This is a genomic window from Mycobacterium sp. (assembly GCF_032162605.1).
Classification (GTDB): Bacteria; Actinomycetota; Actinomycetes; order Mycobacteriales; family Mycobacteriaceae; genus Mycobacterium.
On the sequence record NZ_JAVROT010000483.1, the window covers coordinates 1 to 14196 of the forward strand.

At 64.2% G+C, this 14196-nt stretch carries 19 protein-coding genes and 3 pseudogenes; 15 read left to right on the top strand and 7 right to left on the bottom strand.

Annotated elements, in window-relative coordinates; translation table 11 throughout:
* Nucleotides 1–176: 176 nt before the first annotated feature.
* From QOI01_RS26485 to QOI01_RS26505, 5 genes and pseudogenes are all read left to right on the top strand, one after another.
* A complete protein-coding gene (locus QOI01_RS26485) occupies nt 177–314 on the top strand; it encodes a hypothetical protein (protein WP_526386137.1) in 138 nt (45 codons plus the stop codon).
* A gap of 479 nt (nt 315–793) precedes the next feature.
* Complete coding sequence (locus QOI01_RS26490; protein ID WP_526386138.1) at nt 794–1594, top strand: superoxide dismutase family protein; 801 nt, start codon at nt 794–796, stop codon at nt 1592–1594.
* Between the two features lie 275 nt (nt 1595–1869).
* Nucleotides 1870–2377: pseudogene (locus QOI01_RS26495) on the top strand (transposase); the annotation flags it as partial.
* A gap of 173 nt (nt 2378–2550) precedes the next feature.
* The gene (locus QOI01_RS26500; protein WP_526386139.1) at nt 2551–2883 is read left to right on the top strand and encodes a hypothetical protein; all 333 of its coding nucleotides are present in this window, start codon (nt 2551–2553) and stop codon (nt 2881–2883) included.
* 699 nt (nt 2884–3582) lie between these two features.
* On the top strand, nt 3583–3846 hold the full coding sequence (locus tag QOI01_RS26505) for a hypothetical protein (RefSeq protein ID WP_526386140.1): 264 nt from the start codon (nt 3583–3585) through the stop codon (nt 3844–3846).
* Nucleotides 3847–4386: 540 nt separating this feature from the next.
* Here the strand turns inward: QOI01_RS26505 and QOI01_RS26510 are convergent.
* The 6 genes and pseudogenes from QOI01_RS26510 to QOI01_RS26535 all read right to left on the bottom strand — a co-directional run.
* Nucleotides 4387–4620, bottom strand: a pseudogene (locus QOI01_RS26510) (IS5/IS1182 family transposase); the annotation flags it as partial.
* A gap of 278 nt (nt 4621–4898) precedes the next feature.
* The gene (locus tag QOI01_RS26515) at nt 4899–5072 is read right to left on the bottom strand and encodes a CsbD family protein (RefSeq protein WP_526386141.1); all 174 of its coding nucleotides are present in this window, start codon (nt 5070–5072) and stop codon (nt 4899–4901) included.
* A gap of 425 nt (nt 5073–5497) precedes the next feature.
* Nucleotides 5498–5836: a DUF1206 domain-containing protein gene (locus QOI01_RS26520; protein ID WP_526386142.1), complete on the bottom strand. Its 339-nt coding sequence runs from the start codon at nt 5834–5836 to the stop codon at nt 5498–5500.
* A gap of 247 nt (nt 5837–6083) precedes the next feature.
* Entirely contained in the window at nt 6084–6290 is a 207-nt protein-coding gene (locus QOI01_RS26525) for a hypothetical protein (RefSeq protein WP_526386143.1), read from the bottom strand.
* Between the two features lie 31 nt (nt 6291–6321).
* Entirely contained in the window at nt 6322–6636 is a 315-nt protein-coding gene (locus QOI01_RS26530) for a hypothetical protein (protein ID WP_526386144.1), read from the bottom strand.
* A gap of 2754 nt (nt 6637–9390) precedes the next feature.
* The gene (locus QOI01_RS26535) at nt 9391–9876 is read right to left on the bottom strand and encodes a hypothetical protein (RefSeq protein ID WP_526386154.1); all 486 of its coding nucleotides are present in this window, start codon (nt 9874–9876) and stop codon (nt 9391–9393) included.
* Between QOI01_RS26535 and QOI01_RS26540 the strand changes: the two genes are divergently transcribed.
* The 10 genes from QOI01_RS26540 to gvpK are packed head-to-tail and all read left to right on the top strand — an operon-like array spanning nt 9769 to nt 13970.
* Nucleotides 9769–10569 (top strand): SRPBCC family protein, encoded by an 801-nt coding sequence (locus QOI01_RS26540; RefSeq protein WP_526386152.1) that lies wholly within the window; start codon nt 9769–9771, stop codon nt 10567–10569. The two genes, QOI01_RS26535 and QOI01_RS26540, sit on opposite strands and share 108 nt — an antisense overlap.
* Nucleotides 10566–11009, top strand: coding sequence for a gas vesicle protein GvpJ (gene gvpJ, locus QOI01_RS26545; protein ID WP_526386145.1), 444 nt, complete (start codon nt 10566–10568; stop codon nt 11007–11009). Before QOI01_RS26540 ends, gvpJ (QOI01_RS26545) begins: the two co-directional genes overlap by 4 nt.
* Nucleotides 11006–11749, top strand: a complete 744-nt coding sequence (locus QOI01_RS26550) for a GvpL/GvpF family gas vesicle protein (RefSeq protein ID WP_526386146.1) — start codon at nt 11006–11008, stop codon at nt 11747–11749. The genes gvpJ (QOI01_RS26545) and QOI01_RS26550 overlap by 4 nt, the downstream gene beginning before the upstream one ends.
* Nucleotides 11750–11752: 3 nt before the next feature.
* Nucleotides 11753–11983: a gas vesicle protein GvpG gene (locus QOI01_RS26555; protein ID WP_526386147.1), complete on the top strand. Its 231-nt coding sequence runs from the start codon at nt 11753–11755 to the stop codon at nt 11981–11983.
* A 28-nt stretch (nt 11984–12011) separates the two neighbouring features.
* Nucleotides 12012–12179, top strand: coding sequence for a hypothetical protein (locus tag QOI01_RS26560; protein ID WP_526386155.1), 168 nt, complete (start codon nt 12012–12014; stop codon nt 12177–12179).
* Complete coding sequence (gvpO, locus tag QOI01_RS26565; protein WP_526386153.1) at nt 12134–12364, top strand: gas vesicle protein GvpO; 231 nt, start codon at nt 12134–12136, stop codon at nt 12362–12364. The genes QOI01_RS26560 and gvpO overlap by 46 nt, the downstream gene beginning before the upstream one ends.
* Nucleotides 12361–12750 (top strand): gas vesicle protein GvpJ, encoded by a 390-nt coding sequence (gene gvpJ / locus QOI01_RS26570; RefSeq protein ID WP_526386148.1) that lies wholly within the window; start codon nt 12361–12363, stop codon nt 12748–12750. The genes gvpO and gvpJ (QOI01_RS26570) overlap by 4 nt, the downstream gene beginning before the upstream one ends.
* Complete coding sequence (locus QOI01_RS26575) at nt 12743–13510, top strand: GvpL/GvpF family gas vesicle protein (RefSeq protein ID WP_526386149.1); 768 nt, start codon at nt 12743–12745, stop codon at nt 13508–13510. Before gvpJ (QOI01_RS26570) ends, QOI01_RS26575 begins: the two co-directional genes overlap by 8 nt.
* On the top strand, nt 13507–13683 hold the full coding sequence (gene gvpJ, locus QOI01_RS26580; RefSeq protein ID WP_526386150.1) for a gas vesicle protein GvpJ: 177 nt from the start codon (nt 13507–13509) through the stop codon (nt 13681–13683). The genes QOI01_RS26575 and gvpJ (QOI01_RS26580) overlap by 4 nt, the downstream gene beginning before the upstream one ends.
* Entirely contained in the window at nt 13680–13970 is a 291-nt protein-coding gene (gene gvpK, locus QOI01_RS26585) for a gas vesicle protein GvpK (protein ID WP_526386151.1), read from the top strand. Before gvpJ (QOI01_RS26580) ends, gvpK begins: the two co-directional genes overlap by 4 nt.
* Nucleotides 13971–14003: 33 nt before the next feature.
* Here the strand turns inward: gvpK and QOI01_RS26590 are convergent.
* A pseudogene (locus QOI01_RS26590) lies at nt 14004–14196 on the bottom strand (GlsB/YeaQ/YmgE family stress response membrane protein); the annotation flags it as partial.

Genomic DNA, 14196 nt, shown 5'->3' on the forward strand with positions numbered 1-14196 from the left:
TCACGGTTTCGCAGCTCGACATCGGGAGACCCTGACGGGCAGTACCCCCTAACGCTCGGAGGTCTGTCATGAAACAGCACAACACCCCCAACACGCCGAAGGACGTGCAGCACACGGCACGCTGAACCGAGTTCCGGCGCATACGCAGTAGCTCCGCACGGGCAGCGCCAGGTGACGTGCCCGCCGCGGTGCTGATCAGCCTGTTGCTGGCGCCGACGAGATGGAAGGAGCATTTCAAGGTGAAACTCTGCAACACCCTCTGGGTGATGCAGGTGCTCGTCGCAAGGTCCGTCGGAGAGAACACGGTGTTCTGAACATCTCGATCTACGGCTTACAACGATGGAGATCGTAGGCTGGTGAAGGTGCAAGGCGACCTCGTCCCAACCGGCGCCAGCCAGTGGATTTGCAAGACTTGAGATCGCGCGATGCCGGTCAATGCTTAATGGCGTTGCGCGGCAAGTAAATTGACAATTTCGAGCTCCGGCGCTGACCGAGAAATTCCGGCCTAATCCGGGTCATTCGCGGTGAGTAAACGGCAACCAAAAAGGTGCCTGCGTTCACGATGACGCGGAATTAGCACGCCTGTCGCGATCTAGGATCTCCGTGAGTCGAGCCGTCATCGATTCTTCAGCGCAGGCCGCTTCGCACGCGTTTGGGCGTGTCCGGAGACACGGGACCTCCGGCGCATGAACGGGTGCTGATGACGGTGCTATTCACCGACACCGGGTCAGCAACACACGGTGCCGCGAACTCCCCGTTTGTGGCGAGTGCCACAAGGGGTACGCCCCGGTTCATGATGAAGTGCGTCGCTTGGCTTATCGTCCCTGTCGTCGCAATGAGCGGCTGTTCGAACCAGGCATCCGACAACTCGTCGACGTCAACAACCTCGTCCGGGTCGTCCAGCGCTCAAAAGCTGACCACACAGCTGAATACCGCCGACGGCAGACACGCCGCCGACGCCACCATCGACTTCACCAATGGGTACGCCACCGTGACTGTCGAGACCGTCGCCGCCGGCATACTGTCGCCCGGCTTCCACGGCTTGCACATTCACGCGGTCGGGACCTGCGAGGCCAACTCGGTTGCACCCAGCGGTGGTGAAGCCGCTGACTTCGCCTCGGCAGGCGACCACTTTCAAGCGGCCGGGCATACCGGCCAGCCGACGAGCGGGGATCTGCCGCCCCTGCTCGTGCGCTCAGATGGCTCCGGGAAACTCGTCGCCACCAGCGACGCCTTCACGGAGGATCAGCTCAAAGGTTCCGAGGGCTCATCGATCGTGCTGCACCAAGGCGCTGACATGGGCAGCCAAAGCTCGGCCGACTCCGAGAAGCGCATCGCCTGCGGCGTACTCAGTCCAGCGAGCGCCGCGAGCACGTCGGTCTCGACGTCGACTTCGACGTCAACCGTCACCACGACCGCCGTCACCCCAGTTCCGCCCGCCACTGTCATCGAGACGCCCTCATCGACGTCACCTACCTCCAGCAGCAGCGCCAGCACGAGCACGAATACCAGCACCGTCACCGTTACACAACCGACCCTGACGATTACCACGGCACCTCCGCCGGGCATCCCGCCTGGCCCGAACGGCGGTTGACCCAGGACACCACGGTTCGGGCTCGTTGACCCGCCGGGATGCTGATCGCCAGATCGGTTCTAGTGCAGCGTAACGGGACTGGGAATGGTGGCCGGATTGAGCCAGGCGTGAGGCAGCGCGCCGTCTGTGACCGGCAGGCGACCAACGAACTGAACGGAAGTCGCAGTGCCTCACCTGCGGGGCAATCAGATGTCAGGTTTGCAGACCCTGTGAGAAAGCCGAGAGCTTACGATCCCCCACAGCCAGCCAGCCAAGCGCCAACCCGTCCTGGAACGTTGGCCGCACTGCCCGAGCAGGCCTGGCGCCGCGCCCGAGATGCCGACGGACTGCCCCGCGACGGCGCCCACGTCGCCAAGCTGACTCGTTGGACGCCGGCCACCTTCACCGGTTGGCGGATCACCGTGTTCGCCACCAACACCCGCGGCGGGCGGCTGGCCGGCCTGGAAGTCCGCCACCGACTGCGGGCGCGGGCGCGGGCCGAGGATCGCATCCGCGGACTCAAGGACACCGGCCTGCGAAACCTCCCGTTGCAGGAGTTCTCCAAGAACCAGATCTGGCTTGAACTGGTTTCATCTGACCTACGAACTGCTCGCCTGGCCCAGCTGCTCGCCCGGCCGGATCACCTGCCCGAACCTGGGAACCCAAACGCCTGCGACTACGAATACTGGCCGTCGCCGGACGCATCATCACCACCGCCAGCGGCGCATCCTGCGCCTGTCCCGGCGATGGCCCTGGACCGACCTCATCACCAACGGCGACCACCACCTCGCAGCACTGACCTGAATTCCTCATCCCCCACCACCAACAGGAACCAGGAAGAATCGGCGACACAGCGCCGGGGCCACCCACGCCCAAACAAACTGACACCACAACGGACTCAGCCAGCCTGCCGCAGCCGCACTCACGAAAGGTCGAGGCTAGGCGGGCCAGACCCGCGTGCAGCCGAGCCCGCGCCCTTGGTCCCCATCATCGCTCATCGCTCCGGGCTCCTGTCCGCTCGCCAGAACGACCTGCATGTCGGGATGCTGCTCGGCGATCTCGGCCGCGAATTCGATGCCGGTAAGGCCGCCGCTGGCAACGACGACGGTACCGCCGGCGCTTTCGTGACATCCCGGATGCGACCCCGTCAGAAGCTCCCCGCACCAACCGCTACGACGCTCGGGAAGGCGCAGCTCATCAAGCGTTTGCAATCCAGCAAGGATCCGGCGGTAAGCACCGGGGCTTATGCTTCGGTGGTCGCTTACTGCCTTGGGGCGGTTTACCACGGTGATTCGGCACGTACTTTCTGAAGGCGCCCTTGATCTTCTCGCCACCGTCGTGTCGGGTGTCGCTTGGGTGTAGCGCTCCGCCGCTGAATGCGCTCCCGTTTCGAGGATTACACCCCGGGGTAGTCGCTGTGTGTGAGTTCGCGAGAGAGGGCTGCCGGCCCGACCACACCGGTCAAGCCGCGCCGTGGAGGCACGGCCGGCAACCTGACGGCGACGGCCAAACGAGGTCCGAGAGCAACGAGGTCAACGCGTCCGTCCGAAGACGCCGCGGTGCGGGTGCCCAGCAGGCGAACGGCGGCCGCGAAGTCGATCGCAGGCGCACCGCGGCGCGACCGTCCCCGGCGGACGGAACCGACGCCACCACCAAAACGAAGAGATGCCACCGGCGTATCAGCCTCGGACACGTCCCGGCGGCGCCCCGACAGCACCGTTCCCTCCGGACTTGTGCGGGTGCACGCCACCACCGCGAAGCCCGCGGCTCGGACGCGTTCCCGAGAAGAAAGGGCCCGCGCGTCCGCGAATTCGCGGTCCACCTCGCCGAATCGGACGCGCCGACCGGACTCGTCATCTTCCGAATGCGGCGGGCCTCCCGAGGCCCCTCGCGGCCGGATGTCGCGATCGGTCGAGGCTGTCGTCGAATGGCTGAAAGCCCATGTTCACCGGCTCTTGGACGCGGTGCGAGACCGCTGGGAAGTGCTGACGAGGAAGATCCAGGAGTGGATGGACACACTCGTCGAGGCGGTCGCACACGGTAATGCGGGCACGAAGGCGGGGCTTGAAGGCATTCGGGCTGCCCTGACGGGTAAGAGTCCTGTGTGGGCCGCGATCAAAGGTCTGCTCTCCGGATTGAGCGGCACGGCCAAGGTCGCCCTCGTTCTCCTCCTAGTCCTCGGACTCCTGCTCGGGCCGGTGCTGCTCGTGGTCCTCCTACTGGTTCTCGTTGTCGCGGCGCTGGTCGCGGCGGTGCGAGCCGCCGCCGAGTAACCCCTCGACCGGCGAGAGCTGGTGAGCGGCACCGGTTCCAGGTCTAGGTTTGGATGCTCGTCGTCCTTCTTCACACAGTGGAACTACACAAGGACGATCGCCTTCGACCGCATTGTTTTGCGCGTGAATCCGCTGTCGAAGCGCCGCTTCTTTGGCCTCACCGTCAACGAATCCGTCACCATCTCCGAGACCGTATGTCCGCCGAAATCGAGTTGATCGGGGTGTCCCCGCAGGAGGCGCGCGAGAACGTCGAGCGCCAGACCCATCTGTGAATTCACGCAGGAACACGGTGGAAACGGCCGTACCGGGTTCGGCTGGTCGTTGAGTGGCAGCGGTGGTGGGCGTGGGAGTCGCATTCGCCGCTCCCGCTCAACGAGCGCAGCGTGACGGCGTCAAGGACCAGCGGCCACACCCGGCTCTGGTTCGGTGTAGCCGCGCAACGTTCCGACGCTGCGATCCGGGTAAGCACGCGGCAGCAGCTTGGCCCATTGCGGCCACCGCTCTAGGAGACTCCTGAATTAGTGGACTGTGGCGGGGCGCCTCGCTGCCGGAGAGCCCGTGCAACGCATGCAACGTGACCACCGCGGCCATCACATCAGCGGGAACACTCGGACGGCCCCGGCCCGTCGGGAACAAATCACGAAACATCTCATCGGGAAACAACTCCCGCGGATGCGCGGCCAGGAACCCGAACACACTGCCCGCCTTCAGCAGATGACCCGCCACCGAGTCCGCATCAAGCAATCCCCGCTGATCATCTGATCGACCCTGCACCCCAAAATCATGCCAACACCCCACGCGGGATTATTCAGGAGTCTCCTAGAGGCCGCCGACGTTCAGCACACCATCGTGGCGGGGCAGCACGCCTCAGCCATGTCGGCGGCTCGGTACGCCGAGAAGGTGACGGCCCCCGAGGTCAGCGACACCGAGCCGATGACCGGAGAACCGCATGGCCGCCGTGGTGTTGCATTGTCACCGATGCAAACCTGGGCAATTATGCGGCCGACCTAAGGTCCCTGTCTACGCCGTTACCGTTTGCACGGTGCCGCGGCCTACTTCTTGAAGGCGTCCTTTACCTTCTCGCCGGCACCTTTGAGGTTGGACTTCGTCTGGTCGTCCTTGCCCTTGTTTTCAGTGCTCTTGTCGCCGGTGACCTTGCCGACCGCTTCTTTGGCCTTGCCGCCAAGCTCTTGGGCCTTATTCTTCGCCTTATCCGTACCGCTCACAGTGACTCCTACTTTCGGGGAATCGGTCCGAGTGGCCGACTGTCCTTACGGTGGGTACCTCGTCAACTGGTTGCCGAAACGCCCGAGTATCCGTCGATTCGGTCGGTCAGAGTCTCGGCTACAAGGCCACGCTCAAGATGGGCGGCTCCGATCGGCGGGTTCGATGTGAGCGCTATTACCTGCCGTCTGGGTTGGCGCCGCGGCGTTCTGCTCGGCGCCGGTGTGCTCGCCGCCAGCCGAAGCCAGACTTGACGTCGACGAGGACGAACTCGACGAGGTCACCAGCAGGTCACCGCGATCACGGTCGGGAGCGAGGGCTGAGCCCGACCACACATAGGACCGTCCCCTCGACCGTCCGGGGGCGGTTTGGTTACGCCTTCCCGCCGGTGGCTGGCCACTGTTCACTATCCCGGCACCCGCGATAGTCAGGCCCTTGGCGATGTAGCCCACCATCCGCAGTGGTCGCGCCAGGTCGCTGGACGTGCCTTTGAGGTCGTCGAGAAGTTGCGGCTGGCTCCCTTGTAGGCGTGATACCCGCCCACCGCGACGATGATCACCCCGGCCGCGATGAGTGCGAGGGTGCCCGCGCCGGTCTGCATCACGCGTGCGCTGATGCCCGAATTCTGTGCATCGGAGGACGTCCCGGCACCGCGGGCTGTCGCCGGTGGCGCGGCCGAAGTACTTCTTGCGGCGCCCTTGACCGCTTCGGCCTTCTGGGCGATCTCACCGATGCCCATTGCGGATTTCTTCGTTTCTGTGATCACAGGCCGCATCGGCGGGCCGACAGTATCGACCGGGGTATCGCTGCCCACCGGGGTGTCGACCTGCGCGGCGTCCGGCGGTGGTCGACCGCGCGACAGCAACCGGCGACCAGCGAGGGAACCCTGTCGTGCGGCCGGGTCGTGGCGACCTCGGAGTTCACTGGGTTGTGCACTGATCAATGGGACGCAGGCGACCAGCGCGGACCCGCCACAAGCCAACCCCGGACGCCGTCAGGCACAGAGGCTTCCTTCAGGGGAGCTGCATCAGCTCCCCGGCAAGGGCGAAGAGACGGTGGCCGAGCTTCATGACGGGGATGCCCAACGGAATCAGCAGGACCGTCACGCACAGCACCAGACCGACAAGCCACACCACTGCCGCAACGATCCCCAGCACCACCCCGAGCACGGCCGAGAGTATCCCCAGCACCACGCTGAGCAGACCATTTAGCACTCGCATTTTAACCTCCTTGTTCGCCTGTCTTGCTGCTTCAGGCGACACGCTTGCGCTGCTTGCGCACGAACTTGCGTCCCTTCTTGGCAGCATCGCCGACGGCGTCCGAGGCAACAGAACCGACTTTCCGGCCCTTTTTCTTGGTCGTCTTCGTGAGCTCATCGACCGGATGCACCAGCGAGCGCGGAAGCAACAACTGCACGGCACGGGTGAAGACACGGCGGGCAAGCCCCAACACGGGGATGCCGAGCGGAAGCAAGATGACCGTCACACACAGCACCAGACCCACAAGTCCAAGTACGGCCGCGAGGATCCACAGCACCGCGCCGAGCAGCCCCCGTAGCAATTGCACGATGACCCTCCTTGGTCGCAAAGGGTCCTAAAGCGTTGGCACGGGTAGGCAGTAAGCACATAGGCCCGGACCGAGCCTCGGATAGCCGCACGCGGGACAGATAGCCGTAATGGTCACCCCGTCCGCTCCGCGCGCGGCCGATCGCTCGGGCACCGAGCCAGCGCTTGCAGATCGTCCGTTCATTGGGACTTCCTTCCGTCCCCGAAGGAGTACCCGTCCTGGACTAATTTACCCCGCCGTCAGCCCGTGTTTGGCTCATCCGCGCAGCCGCCAGGGCGATCAGTTGAGCACCGGCGCCGCTCGATTTACCTCAGAACCGCCATATTCGCGACGATGCCTCCGTTGGCCGGAGTTCGTCGATGCCGCGCAGCGGCTCGGGATGCCCAGGCGCCCGGCATGCTGCTCCATCGTGCTGGGCGACGTCGCCGCCGGGCAGGCGATGACGCCGAGCTCAGTGAAGGGCGTGCACCTCGTCGCCGACCGACGCGGCACGCGCGCAACTGGAGCGCAACGGCGTCGATGCCGGCTACTTCACCGATCGACCACCGCGACGGCGGCACGCTCCATGTTGACGACGGTCCAAGGGTAAACCAGTAACGCCGGTCGACAAGTAGGACCATGGTGGTGTAGTTATCGTGCCCTACTTCTCCGATCGTGGTTGGGGTGGCCTACTTTTCAGCCGTCGCGACTGGTCCCCTTCTCGACCGTCGTCAACACTCTTCGGCTCACCGACCCCTACAGCAATGCCTGGATCGCGTCCAACAGATCAACGCCGGGGCGGGCACGCCGCTGATGCCGCACTGACTCGCTCGTGCGGCGGAATCTCGGCCAGTGGTGCGACAGGCAAAGCCGTCAGCCGAGGTCGAAACACCCATCGACGCGGACCGATCACAATTGTGAGGCAGACCACAATTGCCAACTAGAACACGTTCATGTTCCATCAGCTTCCGACATCGCCCACAGCACGGAACTGCCGTCTGCGCAAATTATTTCGGTTGGAGAGCGGTCGGCTGCCCTACGGCCCCATTAGAACTGTCGTATGACAGGGCTGCGCACCACGTGCGTGGAGAGGCTGCGCTGGCAAACGCGCAAGCGCATCACTTACCGCGCGTACCCGGCTTTATTCGCTCGGGACAACACTGGGGCGATCGCAATGGCATGGTTCGGACTGCACCGCACTCGCAAGGCACATAGCGAGCGCGACGGCCGCTTCACTTGGAAGGGTCCAACGTTCAAATTGATCGAATGCCCTAACGGTCAGGTTGTCCATGCGCCCCGGCATCCGGTCATGATCGTAGGTCGACATCGTCTGCGTGCGGTCAGTTTACCGTCGTGGTATTGCATGCGTGCAGTCCGGTTCTGATTTCAAGAAGCATGGGTTTGTCGCCAATCTCCATGTCGGGCTCGGTCAACCGATACGCGGTGATATGCATTGGTCGAACCGAAATGGATAAGCGGATTCAGAGTCGCTTACAACACGTCGAAGTGCTCTAACCGAATAAATCTCAATGGCGCAACTCTTTAGGACAATCAGCAACGCGTTACGGTTGCGATTCGCGGACCTGTGCCCCCAACCATCACGACCGGCCGATCAAACCGGATCGAATAAATATTTCGAGGAACTAATGCAAGTTCACTCCACATAGAGTGTCCTTTTAAACTTGCCGTATGAATACCGAAATTTTGCGCAACAAACGCTCCGTGCTTGTTAGCCGGAATCCCCATCCAAGGATTCGACAGGCAGCGCACCGGACTCATGGAAGACCACGATGACCGGTGTAGCAACGATATTACCAGGCTAGAGGTGGTCACCAGCTAGTGGCATCCCAGCACGGGTTGCGCGAACCGGGACCATCTCGAGGAGGCAGCGTCTTCGCTAGCCAGAGGGTCCCGGAGGCTGAAAAATAATAACGACAAATGGCGTTTGGCGCTCTCGGTCACCGGGGTATGTGAATCGAACGCTGGACATCGAAAATCGAGATTAGGGGAGATACTGATGAAATCTGGAGGCCGCATAGCACTGGGCGTTGCCGGAGGGTATCTCCTCGGCAGGACAAAGAAAATGAAGCTCGCATTGATGCTGGGGGGCTGGGCCGCAGGCCGCCAGATGGGCGGTCCCGGACAGATACTCGGGCAGGCGAGCAGAATGCTCGCAGATAATCCGCAGGTGTCGGAATTGACTGACCAAGTGCGGGGTCGCCTCCTGGAGGCGGGTAAGGGTGCCGCCATGGCAGTAACCGCTCGCCAGGTCGAGGCGCTCACCGAGCGGATAAGCCATCGTGTCGCGGACGTGGGCGACGTTGGCCGTGTAGCAGACCTGGGGGACGTCGATTTGGACGACGTCGACTTGGACGTCGTGTCGCGGAACGGAGACGCCGGCGACGAGTACGACGACGAACAGGCCTCCGAAAAGCCGGCGCGCCGGACCAGGCGCGCTCGCACCTCCGATAATGGCGAACCCCGCTCATCGCGTGGTAGCCGCTCCTCAAGTGGGAGCCCTTCGTCGGGCGGCGGTCGCTCGTCGGGTAACAGTCGCGCATCGGGTGGCAGCCGTTCGTCCGGTGGCAGCCGCTCCGGCGGCCAACGCTCGTCACCCGCAGACCAGCCCAAACCAACACGCAGCTCGGCGAGTGCCAGCAAGAGCGGCACCTCGACCAAGGCCGCGAAGCGAGGGTCACCGTCCTCCGCGCGGACCCCGAAGAAAAGCACCGCGCCTCGCAAGGCTTCACGCACGACACGTACCCAACGGGAGGGCTAGAAATGGCTAAGCAAGCTATGGCGGATAACGCCAGGGAAGTCCGCAATGGGGTGCCCACCGACGCCTTGCGCGGCGCCGGCCAGGAACTGCTCGGTGTCGCTCTCCAGCGCGCCGCGTCGGCTGCCACCGATCGAATCGCGGGGTTCTCCGATCGGCTGACGGACGTATCGGAGAACGGGGAGGGCCTGCGCTCGCTCATTCCGCACCGGAATCGAGATGACAAAAGTGACGGCGAAGATGACGACGGCGAGGAAGGCGGCAAGGGTGGCGGCGGCCTCGGCTCGGTACTTGGCGGTCTGAAAGAAAAGGTGCAGGGTGTCTTCGGTGGCGGGAAGGGCGGTAAGGGGGGAAAGAAGAAGATCAAGCTCACCAACATGGTTGAGACTCTCGACGTTGGTCTGCCATTGCGAACCACCTATGACCTGTGGACTCAGTTCACCGACTTCCCCACCTTCATGAAGAAGGTGGAAAGTGTCCAGCAACCCGAGGACGAAAAAACCCAGTGGAAGGCCCAGGTCTTCCTCTCACATCGGGAATGGGAGGCCACCATCCAAGAGCAGGTGCCCGACTCACACATCGTCTGGCGCTCCAAGGGAGCCAAAGGCCACGTCGACGGGGCCGTGACGTTTACCGAGCTAGGCCCGAACCTCACGCGGGTGGTCTTGGTAATGGAGTACTTCCCGCAGGGACTGTTCGAACGGACCGGCAATCTGTGGCGAGCCCAGGGCCGGCGCGCGCGACTGGAGTTCAAGCACTTCCGGCGGCACGCAATGACCCAGGTGCTGTTGCACCAGGAAGACATTGAAGGTTGGCGCGGGGAGATCCGGGACAGCGAGGTCGTCAAAACGCACGAGGAAGCCCTTGAGGAGGAGCAGGAAGAATCCGGCCGGCCCGACGAAGAGCAGGACTACGCCGACATGGATGAGGACGAGGACGCCGACGAACAGGACCTCGCTGAGGACGAGGACGAGGACATCGACGAGGACGAGGACATCGACGAGGACGCGGATGTCGACGAAGCCGAGGACTACGACGAGGACGAGGACGCCGACGAGGACGAGGACGAGGACGAGGACATCGAGGATGAGGACTACGAGGACGCCGACGAACGGCCGGCCCGTAGACGCGGCCGCCAGCCGGTCGGCGCCCGGGCCAGGAGAGGTGCGGACGCATGACCGTGGCAACTCAGGGACAGGGTAGCGGCAACGTCGAGCGGTATACCGGCGGGGGGTCCAGCGGCTTGGCCGAGGTCATCGAGCTCATTCTGGACAAGGGCCTCGTTATCGACGTTTTCGTTCGCGTGTCCTTAGTTGGCATCGAAATCCTCACCATCGACGCCCGAATCGTAGTTGCCAGTGTGGACACGTTCCTTCGGTTCGCCGAAGCGACGAACCGGCTGGACCTCTACGGCAAGGGCAAGGGCGGTAAGGACCTTACCGAGCTGGCGTCGGGAGTCATGGAGGGCGGCGCCAAGGGCAAGACGTCCGGAATAATCGAGGGCGCCGTCGGAAAGGTCGACGATATGCTCAACAAGGGCCGGGAGCGCCGGGAACGCGATGAGGAGCCTGTGCCGCGCCGACGCCCGCGCCAGCGGACCCGAGAGGATGACGAATGACTCCGACTCCGACTCCGACCTACGTCTACGGTCTGGTGAACGCGGACACCGAGCTGCCGCCGAACCTGTCCGGCCTCGGCCCGTCCGGTCGGGTGTCGACCATCGTGCATGAGCGGATCGCCGCGATTGTGAGCGACGTACCCACCGACCGTCCGCTCGGCACCCGCGATGACCTACTGGCCCATGAATCGGTGGTGGACGCGGTGGCAAAGCGGGCAGCCGTGCTGCCACTGCGCTTCCCCGCCGTCGTGACCGAGACCGGCGTGGTGGAGGAGCTCCTCGCTCCGCACCAGGAACGGTTCCTGCAGGTTCTCGCGGAGCTCGACGGGATGGTTCAGTTCACTCTCAAGGGCCGTTACGAGAGAGACACCGTGCTCCGCGAGATCACCGAGGCCGACGAGGAAATCATGGCACTGCGCGAGCGCGTGCGCGACGTGCCGGAGGATGCGTCGTACTACGACCGGATACGGCTGGGCGAGTTGGTCGTCGCGGCTATGGAACAGCGGCGTGACGACGACGGCCGGCAGATACTCGACCGGCTGGCGCCGACGGCCACCGACATCTCCACCCGCCAACTAGGTCAGCCTGACGAGGTAGTGAACGCCGCGTTCCTGGTCGCCCGGGATCACGCCAAGCAGTTTGACGACGCTGTGGAAGAGGTTGGTCGGAACCTTGCCGGACGGGTGCGCTTCCGGTTACTCGGCCCGCTAGCGCCCTATGATTTCGTGCCGGAACGCTGAATCATGGGGCTGCTCACCGGACTGCTGACTCTTCCGCTCGCACCCGTTCGCAGCGTGGTGTGGCTGGCGGAACAGATCCAGGATTATGCCGAAGAGCAGTACTACGACCCGGTGCGCATCCGCGCCGAGCTCGAGCGGGTCCAGGAGGCGCGTGAATCGGGCGAGCTGACCGAGGAGGAATGTGTCGAGTGGGAGAACGAGTTGCTCCGCCGGCTGATGCGCCGGCAGGAGTGAAGCGCGGACGACCCGTGGAGCGCTATGGATGAACGAGACGAGCGACCTCGACGCCGCCGACCGCCGAACGACCCGGCACGTCCATCGGGCGATGGGCGTAATGGGCATCGGCCCCGGCGGCCTGCCGCGGCGGACGCTGCTCGCGCAGCCATTGCCCAGATCGCTGACCTCACCGGCCACGACGGAGAGGGCGTGATTTCCGTGGAGCGTAACGACGACGGTTGGCGGGTTGGCGTCGAAGTTGTTGAGTCCCATCGCATCCCGGACTCGGCGGACATCCTGGCCATCTATGAGGTGTGCCTGGACACCGATGGTGAGCTGATCTCCTACCGCCGCACCGACCGTTATTCCCGCGGGCAGACCATGGGGCGGTCGCGGTGACGGGTGATCTGTATCCGTCCGGCCGGTCGCATCAGCTGGACCATCGGCAGGAAACCACGAACCTGGCCGACATCCTGGAGCGGGTGCTCGACAAGGGCATCGTTATTGCTGGCGACATACGGATCAATCTCCTCGACATCGAGTTGTTAACCATCAAGATCCGACTATTGGTGGCCTCCGTCGACAAGGCCCGGGAAATCGGCATCGACTGGTGGGAGCACGACCCGAGCCTCAGCTCGGGCCGGGGCGACCTGGCGGTGGAGAACCGCAAGCTTCGGGAACGCATCGGGGAGCTCGAGGCATCGAAAGGCGTGGCGGCCGGTTCCTCTGACGGTGCCCGCTCACGCCCCGTCCGCCGAACCGGGAACGCGAACAAGGATGAGTGAGCACAGCGTCTACCTCTATGCGATTGGGGACGCGGCGCTGGCTGACTCCGATGTTCTAAGGATGATCGGTGTCGACGGCGGCTCGGTGCGCACCGTTGTTGACGGCTCACTTGCGGCAATCGTCGGCTCGGTGGATCGAGAAGGATTCAGCGAGCAGGCCATTCGTGCCCGCCTCGAGGACATGGAGTGGCTCGAGCAGCTGGCTCGGACGCACCACGAGGTGGTTGACCGGATAGCGCGGAGCCACCCGGTTGCGCCGGTGCGGATGGCCACTGTCTACCTGGACGACGCGGGCGTCCGTGAATTGCTCGGCGAGCACCGCGCTGAACTGGTCGTGACACTCGACCGAATTAGGGGGCGTTCAGAGTGGGGAGTCAAAGGGTATGCGGCGCCGGCGAAGGAGGCGCCGGAGGCGGAGCCGGAGGTCTCCGCCTCTGAAGCACCCGGCACCTCGTACTTGATGCGTCGTCGCGCTGAGCGCGACCGCGCCGCGCATGGGCGTCAGCGCCTTGCGGCGGCCGCCGACAAGGTGCACGAAGAATTCGCAGCGCTCGCCGTGGACAGCCGCCTCTACCCACCGCAGGACCCTCGGCTCACCGGGCGCCGGGACGAGATGATCCTCAACGCGGCCTATCTGATGGACGAGGCCGGCGCAAAACAGTTGGCCGAGATGGTGAATGCCGCGGCCGAGGGTGATCTACGGTTAGAGCTCACCGGCCCGTGGGCACCCTACTCCTTCACCGCGTTGGCCGAGTCATGACCCTGGCGCGAACCGGCGGCGACGAAGTCGCACTGGTCGACCTGCTCGACCGACTCCTGGCCGGCGGTGTAGTGATAGCGGGAGATCTGACGATCAGTCTTGCCGATGTCGACCTGGTGCACATCTCACTGCGTGCTCTGATCAGCTCTGTGGACAAGCTGCTCGAAGAATGACGCCATCAGCCAGCCGGATCGAAATGGATCCGGAAGATGTGGGCCGGGATCTCGGCCGATTAGTCCTAACGATTGTCGAATTGCTGCGCCAGTTGATGGAACGTCAGGCGCTGCGGCGGGTGGACGCCGGCGACTTGCCCGACGAAGCCGTCGAGCGGCTCGGCCTCGGGCTCATGCGCCTAGAGGAGGCCATGGCTGAACTACGGGAGTACTTCGGGCTGCGGCCAGAGGATCTCAATCTGGACCTTGGACCGCTAGGTCCGCTACTGCCGCGTGAGCCCAGCTGACATTGTCGGCCGGGCTCTCCGCGACGGCTGCGGCTACCGCCTGAGCATTCCGGTTCGTCTCCGCCCGAACACGGCGGCCACGATGGCGACACCGATCGCGGCAACCACGACCTGTACCAGCAATTCCAGCCTGTCAATGCCCTCCGTCGCAGTCGCGATGCCCATCGCACGGGCCAGCGCCGTGCCGAGGAGCGCCGCTCCGATCCCGACGAGTATGGTCAACCAG

Bases quoted from the DNA above. Each gene is read 5' to 3' on its own strand.
- QOI01_RS26560 (WP_526386155.1), top strand. From the start codon at position 12,012: ATGAACGAGACGAGCGACCTCGACGCCGCCGACCGCCGAACGACCCGG.
- QOI01_RS26550 (WP_526386146.1), top strand. From the start codon at position 11,006: ATGACTCCGACTCCGACTCCGACCTACGTCTACGGTCTGGTGAACGCG.
- gvpJ (WP_526386150.1), top strand. From the start codon at position 13,507: ATGACCCTGGCGCGAACCGGCGGCGACGAAGTCGCACTGGTCGACCTG.
- QOI01_RS26505 (WP_526386140.1), top strand. From the start codon at position 3,583: ATGGACACACTCGTCGAGGCGGTCGCACACGGTAATGCGGGCACGAAG.
- QOI01_RS26540 (WP_526386152.1), top strand. From the start codon at position 9,769: ATGGTTGAGACTCTCGACGTTGGTCTGCCATTGCGAACCACCTATGAC.
- QOI01_RS26490 (WP_526386138.1), top strand. From the start codon at position 794: ATGATGAAGTGCGTCGCTTGGCTTATCGTCCCTGTCGTCGCAATGAGC.
- gvpJ (WP_526386145.1), top strand. From the start codon at position 10,566: ATGACCGTGGCAACTCAGGGACAGGGTAGCGGCAACGTCGAGCGGTAT.
- QOI01_RS26575 (WP_526386149.1), top strand. From the start codon at position 12,743: ATGAGTGAGCACAGCGTCTACCTCTATGCGATTGGGGACGCGGCGCTG.
- gvpK (WP_526386151.1), top strand. From the start codon at position 13,680: ATGACGCCATCAGCCAGCCGGATCGAAATGGATCCGGAAGATGTGGGC.
- QOI01_RS26555 (WP_526386147.1), top strand. From the start codon at position 11,753: ATGGGGCTGCTCACCGGACTGCTGACTCTTCCGCTCGCACCCGTTCGC.
- QOI01_RS26525 (WP_526386143.1), bottom strand. From the start codon at position 6,290: ATGCGAGTGCTAAATGGTCTGCTCAGCGTGGTGCTGGGGATACTCTCG.